This window comes from Mucilaginibacter sp. GW822-FHT03E02 (genome assembly GCF_058801545.1).
Genome location: NZ_JBXANJ010000002.1, coordinates 731,657 through 745,516, shown reverse-complemented (window position 1 = coordinate 745,516; position 13,860 = coordinate 731,657). Strand labels below are relative to the sequence as shown.

At 37.3% G+C, this 13,860-nt stretch carries 12 protein-coding genes; 2 read left to right on the top strand and 10 right to left on the bottom strand.

The window, feature by feature from the left end; all coding sequences use genetic code 11:
* Positions 1-262 precede the first annotated feature (262 nt).
* The 4 genes from AC1RM2_RS29895 to AC1RM2_RS29880 form a co-directional block, all read right to left on the bottom strand.
* Positions 263-751, bottom strand: a complete 489-nt coding sequence (locus AC1RM2_RS29895) for an acyltransferase (protein WP_492988806.1) — start codon at positions 749-751, stop codon at positions 263-265.
* Positions 752-806: 55 nt separating this feature from the next.
* Positions 807-1,928, bottom strand: coding sequence for a glycosyltransferase family 4 protein (locus AC1RM2_RS29890; RefSeq protein WP_492988805.1), 1,122 nt, complete (start codon positions 1,926-1,928; stop codon positions 807-809).
* Between the two features lie 113 nt (positions 1,929-2,041).
* On the bottom strand, positions 2,042-2,932 hold the full coding sequence (locus AC1RM2_RS29885) for a glycosyltransferase family 2 protein (protein WP_492988804.1): 891 nt from the start codon (positions 2,930-2,932) through the stop codon (positions 2,042-2,044).
* 42 nt (positions 2,933-2,974) lie between these two features.
* Positions 2,975-3,832, bottom strand: coding sequence for a hypothetical protein (locus tag AC1RM2_RS29880; protein WP_492988803.1), 858 nt, complete (start codon positions 3,830-3,832; stop codon positions 2,975-2,977).
* Between the two features lie 277 nt (positions 3,833-4,109).
* Between AC1RM2_RS29880 and AC1RM2_RS29875 the strand changes: the two genes are divergently transcribed.
* The gene (locus AC1RM2_RS29875; protein ID WP_492988802.1) at positions 4,110-4,259 is read left to right on the top strand and encodes a hypothetical protein; all 150 of its coding nucleotides are present in this window, start codon (positions 4,110-4,112) and stop codon (positions 4,257-4,259) included.
* 143 nt (positions 4,260-4,402) lie between these two features.
* Here the strand turns inward: AC1RM2_RS29875 and AC1RM2_RS29870 are convergent, their stop codons facing one another.
* From AC1RM2_RS29870 to AC1RM2_RS29845, 6 genes are all read right to left on the bottom strand, one after another.
* Entirely contained in the window at positions 4,403-5,035 is a 633-nt protein-coding gene (locus tag AC1RM2_RS29870; RefSeq protein ID WP_492988801.1) for an LbetaH domain-containing protein, read from the bottom strand.
* A gap of 24 nt (positions 5,036-5,059) precedes the next feature.
* Positions 5,060-5,752 (bottom strand): CatB-related O-acetyltransferase, encoded by a 693-nt coding sequence (locus AC1RM2_RS29865; RefSeq protein ID WP_492988800.1) that lies wholly within the window; start codon positions 5,750-5,752, stop codon positions 5,060-5,062.
* A gap of 43 nt (positions 5,753-5,795) precedes the next feature.
* A complete protein-coding gene (locus tag AC1RM2_RS29860; protein ID WP_492988799.1) occupies positions 5,796-7,241 on the bottom strand; it encodes an oligosaccharide flippase family protein in 1,446 nt (481 codons plus the stop codon).
* Positions 7,241-8,320 (bottom strand): lipopolysaccharide biosynthesis protein, encoded by a 1,080-nt coding sequence (locus AC1RM2_RS29855; protein ID WP_492988798.1) that lies wholly within the window; start codon positions 8,318-8,320, stop codon positions 7,241-7,243. The genes AC1RM2_RS29860 and AC1RM2_RS29855 overlap by 1 nt, the downstream gene beginning before the upstream one ends.
* 30 nt (positions 8,321-8,350) lie before the next feature.
* Positions 8,351-10,831, bottom strand: coding sequence for an SLBB domain-containing protein (locus tag AC1RM2_RS29850; RefSeq protein WP_492988797.1), 2,481 nt, complete (start codon positions 10,829-10,831; stop codon positions 8,351-8,353).
* Between the two features lie 153 nt (positions 10,832-10,984).
* The gene (locus tag AC1RM2_RS29845; protein ID WP_492988796.1) at positions 10,985-12,679 is read right to left on the bottom strand and encodes a capsule assembly Wzi family protein; all 1,695 of its coding nucleotides are present in this window, start codon (positions 12,677-12,679) and stop codon (positions 10,985-10,987) included.
* A 681-nt stretch (positions 12,680-13,360) separates the two neighbouring features.
* On the opposite strand from AC1RM2_RS29845, the gene AC1RM2_RS29840 reads away from it, so the two are divergent.
* Positions 13,361-13,846: an acyltransferase family protein gene (locus AC1RM2_RS29840; RefSeq protein WP_492988795.1), complete on the top strand. Its 486-nt coding sequence runs from the start codon at positions 13,361-13,363 to the stop codon at positions 13,844-13,846.
* Positions 13,847-13,860 lie beyond the last annotated feature (14 nt).

Below are 13,860 nucleotides of genomic sequence, written 5' to 3'. Positions count from 1 at the left end.
TAATTTACCAAATGAGGGAACTTCGAAAATCTCTCTCAAAGCCTAAAACAAAGACGATGTTATACAGATATCCATAAAGTTGTGTCTTATACTTCTCGGGCGATAATTTCCTGGAATTCTGAACAAAATTTCAGCAGTTTTTTTGACCTCAGTTCGCGATATGCCCCATTCAATTAACTCCAAAACTAAGTCGGATTCTGTAAATGCAGCCCACTTGTTCATGAACATTGTTGCTTCATTAATTCTTACCAAAATATTTGCTTCAATCTACTCTCTCCCATTTCTGAGTTACTTCGTTATACCTTTTAACAATCCGCGCCGGAGCTCCAACAATGACGGAATAATCTGGAAAGACGCCGCGCACTACAGCATTTGCACCCACTATACATTGCTTACCTAATATTGTTCCGGCCTGAATTACGACACCATAACCAATAAAGCAATTTTCGCCAATGTTAGTAGTATTAACAATATACTCCTGCCTCAGAATGTGGACGCCTATGTCTTCGTAATTATGATCTGTATTGGTAATAAAAACATTACCTGATATGGTAGTACGTTTGCCAATTGTTAAACATTCGTTTGAGCTTATCAAGTGAAAGTTTTGCCCAACTGATACATCATCATTAATGAAGATGCTGCCATTGTTGTGTGTTTCCAATCGGGCGTTAGGAAATATCCTTACCTTGTTACCAATACTAATGTTTCGCCCACCATATATAAAAAGCGGGCCACCTACGTATGATAACAACCCGATTTTTTTGACCTGAAGTCTAACAAGAATTGTGGTAAAAAACCACTTTATTTTATAAATCATTATGCTGGTGAAATTTTTGATTGTAGATAATCTTGTAAAATTCAACGGTTTCGCGAAAACATCTATCCCAGCTAAATTTTTCACTTTGTATTATTCCTTTTTTTATCAGCGAGGAACGAAATTCGTGCTGTTTCAATGAATTGAGGCTTTCAAGGATTGCATCGCCCGAAATTTCCGAGATCTTCAGAACAGCATCGCCTCCAACTTCGGGTATTGAAGAAAAATCAGTTGCAATAACCGGACAGCCGGCCCTCATAGCCTCAACCACAGGAAAGCCGAACCCTTCATATATAGACGGATAGATCAATGCGAATGCATAATTATACAGGACATTAAGATCGGCATTACTTAAGCCATCAAACTTTATAAACCTGTTTTGCAAGTTTAAATTTAAATAGCTGATTTCGGCTGCCGTAAGTGGTCCTCCTCCCACAATAACAAGTGTCAAATTTTTATCTTTTGCAATAGCATCGGCTACAATATCAAACTTCTTATAACCATCCCGTTTACCAACAAAAATAACAAAAGGTGTATCCAATGTTAGGCTATCCTCAAACCTGGAGTCGGGCGTTTTAACAATCGGAAAAAATGCCTCATTGACGCCGTGATATATTACCTTTATTTTGTTTGGAGGGATGTTTGGGAAATAATGAACGAGATCTTTCCTTGTATTTTCTGAGATGCAAATAATACCATCAGCATTCCTGAGTCCAAGTGCTGTTAAAGAAATGTGCACCATTTTCCTTGGGAATTTTGATGCAAGCCCCTTTTTATGGGTAAAATCATGGATTGTAAATATGTTTACAACATCTTTCTGCAAACAAGTACGATAATAACTTGCGTGATACAGTGATTTAGCCGCTATGCGTTTTGTTAAAGGCAAATACCGGGTTATCGATGGGGGAAAAAGCGCCTCTATTATATATTTAACACCTTTATTGAAATCACCATTCTGTTTTTTTTGAACCTCTTCCTGCTCCTCACTTTGGACAATTATATTAACATTATCATGCTTTATAAAGCGTATTTGAAGTTCGTTCCAGTAGCTTGAAGCTCCTCCAAATTTTTGAATATTGAAAACTATGTTATCTAAAAATATCTGAAAATCCATTCTACAACTTAATTATCTGCCCGGCTTGGCAACGCCTGTCTTGTTTAAGATAACAGGGCATAAAGTTAACCAAATACGAACGCTGTTCTTTATCAATATTTTTTCAATTAATATTAATTGCGCGCTACAAGTGCAAAACCGTCTTTAACCCCTTTTAACATTGATGCCTTTTGTTCTTTTTTATACAGCAGATATCTGATAACTCTTGTTATTATTGTGTGGCTTAAAGCAATTTGCCTTACTACAAAGGGATAATTTTTCCTGATAAAGTAAATTCTATTCCGGTTAAGGTAATAAATGGAAAACAGTGATTCACCTCCTCCAGTACTAAATGACACCTTATGGAAAACCTCAAGTGAGGGTAGATAGCCAATTTTGAACCCCCCGTGAACAGCGCGGGCAATGTAGTCGGTGTCGTCATAGTACACAAAATATTTTTCATCCATCAGTCCAATTTTGCCTAAAACATCTTTGCTCATAAGCATAAAACACGTGGGGGCGTATTCAAAATGCCTTATGGTATTAAATTTTTCATTGTCATCTTCATTGTAACCCACATGGCTGGCGAAGCCCATATATTTATGGATTTTTCCCCCAGCAAGCCATATTTTTCTTGTTCCGTGGTAAAATATTTTAGGGATCAATAAGTGCTCGTTATTATTAACGGCATAATTGATCATTTCTTCAAACAGGTAAGTTTGAGTGAATTCAATATCATTGTTCAACAATAAAACAAAGTCGCAATCGTCCTTAATACTTAACTCCATACCTTGGTTATTGCCTTTTGCAACACCATTATTGGATTCGTTTTTAAGATGCGTATAATCTGTTAACGGGTACTTTTTTACCAGTGTCTCAATAATTTCATCAGTTTTTGCTGAGGATGAGTTATCCACCAGGTATAAATGGTAGTTTTTAAAAGATTGCTGCGATATACTTTTGAAAAAATCCTCTAAAACATCGTCACTTTTATATAAAACCGTTACTAATCCTACTTTTTTCATAAATACGTCTGCGGTAGCAATATATTGTCTATTTAATATTAGCTATTTGGTTTCGATGATCGCTCTATTTGATAGGGTATTAAAATAGGTAATGCCCAAGTATAAAGAATAAAGCAAAATTATATATAATTCTATGCCGTTAAAAAATAAAAAAACGATCAAAAAAGCGTAATACTTGTTTTCAAATGGCGAGATAACCGATGGGGCGAATTTCCTGGTAAAGTAAAATAGCCAGATTAAAAATATGATCAACCCAAATTCGCAGGTAAAATAAAACCACCGCAAATCTATATTATAAGTTAGGGAGCCTACTTGCTTAAAGTCGTCGTCGTTAAAAATATAGTATTTTGGCGATACGAAGCCTCCATTTTTAAGCCCATAACCTGTTAAATATAGTAAAGGGCGAGTGGCAAAAAAGAGAGCCATCGGCAAATCGGAGTCTTTTTGCAGTGGAATGCCTAAAAAATCTAATGAAACGTTTTCATCCTCATTAGCGCTATATCTATCAACGGCTCTTGATAATAACGTATTCACTATGTAATTATCGCTGTGAGCGGCGTAAAAATCAATGAAAACAGTTTTAAGTAACGAAATTGAATAAAATGATAAGGTGATCAGCAATATTCCCAATACTACATTTAGCCTCAGGTGCTTTATTTTTTTGAGCAGGAAAAAAATAACCCCTGTTATCAAAATACCAACTGTAAATGTTTGCGATGCCGTGAGTATTCCTACTATCAATACCAGGAGGAGCGGAAGAATCTTTTTTTCTTTTAAAAACAAGGGTATTGAAATTACTAAAAAAGCTGCCAGAAATTTAGGTTCAATAAAAAATGCCGAAACCCTGGCGTTGGCCGCATCTTGTCCACCAGCAACGTACGACAGATACACAGGTCGCATCCCGAGCACCCTTAAGATCGTTTCGTCCTTAATCACAAATGATATTACGAGTTGGAATAGGCCTATGTAACAGGAGTAGATGGCTACTTTTCTTATTGTCGAAAAAAAGTAATCGACACCAAATAACCGGCCCTCTTTGTAAATTCTTGTACCTAAAAAAACTAAGGGCAAAAAGTATTTGCCGTAAAAAAACAACCCGTTGTATAAAACCCGGCCAACCGGTGGGTTATTTCCATCGAAAATATCATAGCCCAGTATAATTAAAATTGATATAATTATGGACGATAAAGCTGGTAAAAACAAAACTATCAGGAGCGATAATTTTAGCTTTAGCTTATTTTTAAAAAGTGCAGCACATTCTGAAATAAAAAAGTATGTTGAAATAAAAAATAATGGAGTAGCAGTAATGCTGATAAAAGGAATGTAAAAAGTAGAGCAAGCTGTACCAAACACGATGAATTCGATGGCATTTATTTTTTTTGAATAGTATAGCCAAAATAGTAAAACCGTTAGGCTTACACACTCAACGGAAATCAAAATATCTGATATTATGGAGCTTGTGCCCATGTTTTAACTGTTAGGAGGTACCTGTTTAAATTTGCCAATCCCATCTACTTTTTCCCACCGGCCTGTTATTGCATTGTACTGTTTTAATATACGGGCAGGTGCACCGGCAATAACACAGTAATCGGGGAAAACACCGGAAACTACGGCATTGGCGCCAACAATATTATGGTTACCTAAAATGGTGCCCGGTAAAATAACAGCGTTGTTGTATATTTTGCATGCCGCACCAATCAATACTTTACTAACTTGCAAAGGCTGCTTTTCAGGTGAAAGGTTTATATCTGCGTATGGATGATTAATATCTGTTATCGTGACGTTTGCCGCAATAGCTGTATCACGGCCTATAGTTATACTATTTGCACAAGTTAAATGCAGGTTTTGCTCAATGGTCACGCATTCATCAATAATAATTCGGGGATTGTAAATAGCGCCCATGTGTTCTGAAACTGCCTCGATACGGCAATTATCCCGAATGAGAATATTGCTTTTAAGAAAAATGAATTTAGGCGTTAATAAGATGGGTTTAATAATGGAATTATTTTTTCCGCATTCGCTTAAAAAAATGCCATACCAATACTTGGTTTTTATCTTATAAAATGCCCGGTAACATTTTTGGATTAAGTTATATATCAACATAGCATTTAAATTAGCACCGTTAGGTTAATTGTCGATTAACTTAACGTAATCTTCAATATCCCACAAATAAGGAGCATTGGTCTCCAACCAAAGCAAATCTTTTTCCCACCACTTGCTTTTCATTAAAAAGTCAATTTCATCTTTTTCAAATCTGAATCTCACATGGCTGGCCGGCACCCCGCTTACTATTGAGTACGGCTGAACATCTTTGGTAACAACAGAATTAGCAGCAATAATGGCACCGTCACCAACTGTTACGCCATCTGCAACAACAACATTAGCACATATCCAAACATCATTCCCGATTTTTACTTTACGGTTTGGATTGTGACGGTCAATAATAGAAAAGTTTTTAAGGCAATAAGATGGGTTTGAATAAATTGCCGGATGCGTACTCACAATCTTATGTGTAGGGTGCTTACCTGGCGCTATCCTGACGTTTGGACCTATTGAGCAAAACTTTCCAATCTCGGCTTCCAGAATTACAGAATTATTTGAAACGTACGTAAAATCTCCTAAAGTAGAGTTTTGTATAATTACATCATGTGTCAGCCAGTTATATTTACCGAAGCGGGTATTCGAAGCAATACTTTTATACCCAATGCGCAGATGTTTGCCCCAATATTTGATCTGATAAATAGCTTTTTTAACAAACCATTTAAAATATGCAGTCAAGGGGTTAGCAAAAAAACTTGTATCAATGTAGGCTCTGAACATTTGCTTTAAATTATTGCTTTATAGTGGTTTTTTGGGGTGATAGTTAATTTCTTATTTCGTTTATCTTAAATTTAAAAAAATAAAATGTTCCTATCGATAAAATAACCAACAAAACTATCGGATCGACTATTTTAAAATTCACATTTGAAACAAAGGCATCAAATAAAACAATGAAAACAAGTGCTATAAAATAATAACAATCTGCTCGCTTGCTTACGGCTTTTAAAGATATAGAATGGTCTTTGTGAAAATAAACGATCAAATATAGAGAAGAGACTATAACTGCAAAAAACCAACCGTAAACTACTCCAAAGCCTTTCCATAAATATCCAAACAAGGCCCCCGATAATATATTTGTAAAGCTTAATAATAAATGAGTTTTTATCAGAACATTTAAATTTGCTTTAGCAACATAATAAAAGTAAGAAGCCGAAGTAAGTAAATTTATAAATGTACTAAAAGCCAATAACATCAATGTGTAGTAAAAGACAGTTTGATAATGACCTATCCAATAAACTGAAATTAACCTGCCCGATGGGATGATAAGACAGGTTGCTGTTAAGGAAAAGAAAAACAAGTTGGAAAATATCTTCTTGTAAAACAAACTCATTTCATCTTTAGATACGTTAACCAGCACTGGAACAAGGCTTTGGGTGGCATTTACAATAACCCCCCTGGCTTGCGAAATTAAACGGCTGGCCATTTCATAATATCCGGCAAAAGCCATTCCACCGAATTTACCTAAGAGTATTTTTATTACAGGCTCGTTAAGCATGGTTGCTAAAGAAATAAATTGGAATTTTATCCCGTAACTAAATATCTGTTTAAAAATACTTTTATCCCAGCCCCATTTTAGTGGGTTATATTTTAAACGGATAATGATAACGATTAAGCATGTAATTAATGTAAATATCGACTGGGCTACCTGGGCGAAAGCAACTCCTTTTAAATTATATACAGGTACTAAAACATAAGTGCCTAAAAGCAACAAGATGGACGAAATACTAAAAATTATATTCCGTAAATAGTTTCTTTGCATTCCGTCAAGTACAGATGCGTATATGCCGTTAACTGCATTTATTATCAAACAAGCTAAGGAGAATGGCAAAATAACCAGTGCGTCTTTTATATATTTAGCCGGTAATATCTGAGTTAATATAAAGTTGGCAAAAGGATATATTATTGCTGCTATCAAAATAAACAGCACACTTAGAAATACTGTGGCGGTAAAAATCAACCGCCTTATTTTTTGGTCATTTTTTTCGGCTACAAACAGTGCCACAAACCTTATCACCGAATCCGTAATGCCAAAGTTTGCCAAGTTTGCAAGCGACGATGTAGATAACACTACGGACCAAACTCCCAAAAGTTCAATTCCCAGTTTTGACAGCAGGTATCGGTAAAGTAAAAAATAAGCCAATCCCACAAAAACCACCTGCGCACCCGACGTAATAACATTTAATACAACGAGTTTTTTACTTACCGTCATCAACCTTTCTTGAATAATCTGAAGAGCAATAAACTAAAAACACCAACTATACTGCCGAGTACTAACCCAATTAAAGTCCCCTTAACTTTACCAACTTTGGTGACAAGCAAGGGTAAAACCGGGCTATCGATAATTTGAATAAGCGGTTTTTCCTGTCGTAAAGTAATTTTTGATATTTCAAGGTTCTTTACAATTTCGCTGTAAACGGCTGTGCTTGCCTGAACATCAATCTGTTTTTTTTGAGATGGAACCCGCAAACTGAGCAATTGGGGGTTGGCGTTAGGCGATGCGTCAATCGCTGACGCAACTCCACTGATTGATGTGTTCAATACCTGCCTAACGCTGTCAGCTTGCCGCTGCAATACACGAACATTTTGCTCACTTTTTTTTGTTTTGGTTATTGTGTAAAAATCATTAACATTTTCTACAAGTTTATTGTTAAACTCTTTCGCAAACAGCTCATCCTCAGTAGTAAATATCACTTGTATAATAGCTAACTTTTTGTCAGGCTTTAAAACACTTAAGTACTTTTGATTGAAAATTAGCGCAAGATCAGTTATTATACTATCCTGATGCCTGTTAAATGCTGCCGGATTTCCGTTAAAATTGATACTGTCAATATCATCATCCTTTTTCCATTTTTTCCGTAGCTTTTTAAAATCAATATACCTGTCTATCAATAAAACTTCATGATTATTAAACTTAGCCTTACTTAACAGTGTTTTTTCAATCATTAAGCGCGATTTATACAGCTCTATGATATTATCGCCCTGAAATATTCCCCCGCCTGCTCCACTACCAATATCAATGCCTGCCAATGAAGCCAGACCGGCATATTGGCCTAACCCGCCACTTTTACCGGAATCTTCTAAAACAAAAGTTGATATAGCCGAATAGTTTGCTCTTTTTAATATTGAATAAGCTAAGCCAGCCAATCCTGCTAAAAAAGAAATTAAAACAACAGTTAGCCATTTGGTTTTTACGTAGGAAAGTGCTCTTTTTACCGAAATATAAATGTCACCTATTGATAATTCATCTGCATTATCCACATTACCCTTTCCTGAATTAGCTATATTCATAAACTCAACTTAATGCCCCCTGTTCAGTATTTATTTTTTTAAACTCAAAATCCCCAAAATTATAGCCCCTAAAGAAGCCAATCCTGTGGTATATCCCAAGATCAACTGACCAGTATTGCCTTTACCTTCTGCCTTTTTCGGTACATAAATTTCACTTCCTGGTTTAACAGAAGGATGATTGTTAAAAAACAAAAACTTCCGGGTGCCCTTTACCGTGCCGTTTGGATATACCACATATGCCCCTCGCCTGAGCGCCTCCGGGCCGTAGCCTCCGGCGTTAGATACAAAGTCGTTAAACGATTTTGAACTATCATAAACTACCGCACTTGGATAAAGCACCTGGCCATTAACACGGACGATTTGCTGCTGTTTAGGTACCCGTAAAATGTCGCCATCTTCCAGCAATAAGTCACTTTTTGAGCCTGGAGTTTTTAAAATTGCACCAAGATCAATCCCTACGTAGTTATTGCGTTGCTGCGTATCGGCATTTGTTGTCGAATCTTTATAAGTTCTTTTAAGCCTGTTTGCCATTGCTGCCCGTTCCAGTGTAAGGGCAGCGGTGTCTGCTTTGTTTTTATCAATACCTAATATGGCAATGTTTTCTCTTTTCAATGACCCCCCTTCAACATCTGCCGATGCGGTAAGCCCCCCCGCACGTGCTATCAAATCTGAAATTTTTTCGTTTTTGCTTTTAATGGTGTATGATCCCGGATACAATATCTCACCCTCAATTTTAACTGTTTTCTGTTTTTCGTAACCAGGCAAGCTATATATCGATACAATATCAAACGGTGTTAAAACAAAATTTGCATCATTCGGCTTTAACGGGCCATCAATGTTAACGCTAAAAACCTGGGCTACAGCGCTGCTTTTAGATGATGGATCGGCATTAGATATTCTCCTTGCCACTTCAATTCGCCTGGTGCTGGCGCCCTCGGCAAAGCCCCCCGCTTTTAAAATAAGGTCCTCTACTTTCATGTTTTCAGAGAAGGCAAACTTTCCCGGCTTTCGTACGCTACCGTTAACAGTAACTACATATTTATCATGCAAATCAAAAATTGATGATATGTTAATAATGTCTTCGCGCTGTAACGGAATATTCACTATTTTATTGATTACATCTTTTACACTAAAACCTATCATCTCGGTACTGTTATCAGCCTTTAGCCGTGTAATTGTACCCCTGTCTGTAAATGCATCCTCTTTTAATCCTGCTGCTTTCTCAATTAACTGATATAAAGTTAACCCGTTTTGCAACTCATATTCGCCAGGCTTAAAAACGGCTCCGTAAATAGCAACCCTGTTTTCGAAACGGTTGATAACCGATTCGATAGTGTATTTGTCGCCTCTCAGTGGCACATAGTTTTTATAATCGGCCTCTATAACATCCGTTATTTTCCTCTGCTGGTCACTTATCTGCGAAACCTTTATGCGTGCAGTATAAGCACTGTCGGTAAAACCGCCGGCATAGTTTATAATGTCATCCAGACTTTCGCCCGGTAAAACCTCAAACAATGCCGGAATTTTTACCTGCCCGGTCAGTTCAACCCTGGTTCTGTATGTAGGCACACGCACAATATCCTGATCCTGCAACGCGATGTTGTTTTTTTGATCTCCTTTCACCAGGAAATCATAAACATCAAGATGCCTTATGATGCGGTTGTTTCTGATTATTTCAATTTGCCTTAAAGTACCATTATCAGTTGGGCCACCGGCCATGTAAAGCGCATTGAAAACCGTTGCGAGCGACGACAGCGTGTAAGTACCTGGCTTAACCACCTGCCCAATAATTATTACCTTTATGCTCCTGATGTTTCCCAGGGTAACCTGAACGTTCGTACCACGGCCAACTGCATAATTATTAGCCGCAAGCCTGCTTTTTATGGCTGTTGTAGCTTGCTCAATAGTTTTGCCGCCAATGTTTAAAACACCTACACCGGGTATATTGATATTGCCTTCAGGAGATACCTCAAGTTTCCAGTTTACTAATGAGCTGCCGTAAACATTTATGTTAAGCTGGTCATTAGGGCCAACAATGTAATTTACCGGCGTAGCCAACCTGAGGTTGGGCTCAAATGAATTGTTTTTGTTTTTAAAAATATCTGCCCCAAAAATCTTCGGTTTAAGGTTTTCAAATATATCCCTTTGCGTTGATGATGTATCAACGCTATCGGGTTTGTAGTTTAGTTGCCTTCCTCCCTGTGTAGCGATACTATCTGTAGCACTTGCTTGTGATGCACTTGATTTACTGCGAATATTTTTTATCCTCAACTGTAATTTTTGTGCCTGGCTGGCCGACATGCCTCTGTTTTGCGCCTGCTGTATTAAATCAGCATCGCTTAACCCGGCATTTTGGGCTTGTTGCAGCACCTGGGTCAACTGTTGATCTGAAACATCGTCAATGTTAATTGATGATATATTTTGCAGATTAGTTTGAGCAGAAACATATTTGGCTGAACAACAAAAAATGGTGAAAATAATTAAAAACAGATGAAGACGAAATTTATTCATAAGTAACCATTAAAGGCAATTAATATAATATTGGAATAGGTGATATTATTTTGCAAAAGTAAACTAAATTGAGATTATTAAGAGCGATGATGTTTTTTTTAGTTAAAAGTTAATTCTGTCTCCGAAAACGACAAATAACAACAACTATATCAATCAGTTGAAGTAGTAAGTAGCATTAAGTCTTGCATGTAAATTGAAACTATCGCCATTTTTATATTCGTAGTTCAAGGAGTAAACCGGTGAAATTTCCGCTGAAAACAGGTATCTTTTTAATTTAACATTGCTATAAAAGGTGCTTGACAGATCAACCCAATGCAAGTTATAAATACCGGTTCCGGCGAACGCGCTGTAATACAAATCATCATTATGTAATTGTCTTTCGAGCATAACGCCAAAAGAATTTAGTTTTTTTAAATAACTAATATCCAGTACAAAACTATTTCCTCCGGGGCCAATGCCGGCGCCAACGTATCGTCCGTTGTTTGTATATCCATCCCTCGGACTTAGGGAATGCTCATACCAGATTGGTTCGTCTCTTACCAAAAAGCTTGGTGACCTTTGAAGTGAAGTTATTTCGGTTTTCAATTGCAAATAAGCCTCATTTCCTAACTCAAATAGCTTTCTGCCGCCAAGTGTATATGCAGATGAATGACCCGGGTCCTGAATGAAATCATTGGCATTGGCCGATCTGTCATTTCGTGCCCATTCAAAATAAATCTCGGCCTGGTACAGTGGTAAAAGTTGCCTGATGTTAAAAGCATAAGCAAAGTCTTGTCCATCTCCCTTTGTAGCGTTGTTAATATCATTTGCTGCCATAGACGAGCCTGTAATTACCGGGAATAATTTTCTAACTATGCTTTTTTTATTATACATAGAATCCTTATCCATATAGGTATAGCTGCTTACTCCTAAATACAGTCCCTTTAACCATTTGGGTTGCCAGTTAATGTTATAGGCAGAAACGTATCTGGTAGCTTTAGGTTTTGGAATATATAGGTTGCCGCCATAAATTAACTTGCTTACGTCATCAGGCGCAAAGCCCGATTGTTTTAAGTTTCCACCTATCACTTGCCATTCAAATGACCCTATTATTGTTTTAAGGGGTTTTGCCGAACTGAATGTCCAGTGCAAAAAGCCCGGCGCCGAGTTACTCATCATGATGGAGTTTTTTATACCAGGCCCCCACCATAAATTTTCTGTTGAAACTCCTGCTTCAACGCCTTTATAATTTAGTGTTATTTTAGATTGCCCGGGGTACAAATGTTTTATAGCATTATTCCCAAATCTTTCAGGAGCATCAATGCTGTTTATCGTACCAAAATAAGCACTCATGAGTGCGGGGGAATTATTGGTAGCCTGTTCATCTGCAAATGTGTCAAACCTTTTGTTTTGGGCGTACACTAACTCTGGTTTAACCTGTATGTTTAGGATGCCAGCCTTAAGTAAAAAACCTCCGCTGAGCATACTTTGATACCCGGTGTTGGGATACAACGAGCCATTGTTATATCCATATGGTCTTTTAACATTATATTCATTGAGCCAATTAAAAGGGAGCACCTGTATTCCTGACGGAACACCCATAAAATTGAATTTTGCATATTGAGTACTTCCTGCCAGTTTCTGCACTACGGAGTCTGACCCATCGCTGTTCCATTGACTGTTTACAGGGCGAATAGTGAAAGAAAACGGATTGTCGCTCTTTCCCAAAATTTGCTCCCTGCGTGCAACATCCTCGGTATAAGTACCAACGGAAACGGTTTGCGAGTAACTTCGCAGTGCAGTAATGCAGTATAGGGAAATTATTAATAGTGTTTTTTTTAAAGATAAGGTGTAGGTAGTAAGCGGCATAATATTTATAAATTATTATTTTTTTTCGACGGATCGCAAAGTTCCTTCAATTAACATTATAACATTTTTTTTGATTTAATATTTCATTATCTATTAAAAAAAGATTCTATTGCTAACAGTTTAATATTTAATTGGGCTAAAGTAAACGATATTTTAAATATAACGAACGAATATTGATGTTTAACACGTAATAATTAATACAGGCCCGATACCTGTACGTTTACAGGCAGTATTTTGAAACAAGTGGTTGGTTAAATAAATCCCGAAAATAAAAGGTAAGGCATACACAAAGTCCGTTTTGAAGCGGTTTACCTTGAGGAAGCCATAATCTTTAGGTAGATTTTCAATAACTCACTTAAGCAATATCGTTGCTTGCAGGTGTTTATCATTAGGGCGGTACAAATGATAGCATTAGGAAGGATCAACCTGATCGCAAGGGATCAGCCCTGGAGTTTGGCAGCGAAAAATCTACGCAAAGATATTAGTGAGCCTGTAGCATGCTTAAACCTCTTGATGTGGCGCGCGGGTCTTAATATTGCCGGTGACCGCTTAGGCTGAAACATTGGTGCACCAATGCATTCTTTTTTATAATTTACGCTTGTTATAGTTTATAGCCTGTATATCCTGTTTTGCTAATGAATAATAATGAACTGGCCACCAAGCCGCACTATCCCATATTAGATGGCCTTCGGGGTGTTGCAGCTATTCATGTATCCTTTCTTTGCCGGGCTGTTACTTTCACGTGTAGTGAAACCGACACAGATTAAAAATGCCTTTTTGTGGTGCAGCCTTTTAGTAGCTATCGTACTTTATATGCCAGGCATTGGCGGCGCCGGGCACCTTTGGATGAACGGGATATATGAATCTGTTTGTATTATTATCGTTTTTCCGCTTATCGTATACCTTGGCGCCAGCGGCGTGATACAAACTAAAACTGAGAACAAAATATGCAAATTCTTAAGTGATATATCCTATCCGCTTTACATGGTGCATTATCCGCTTGTCTATTTTTACGTCGCCTGGATCAGTAACCATAAAGGCGTTACAATTGTACAGGCGTGGCCTTATGCCCTGCTTATTTTAACAAGTGCAATAGTTTTGGCCTATGCCGCATTAAAATGGTATGATGAGCCGGTTAGGAAATGGCTACGGAAAAAGCTTGGGTAAGGGCGGAATATTGT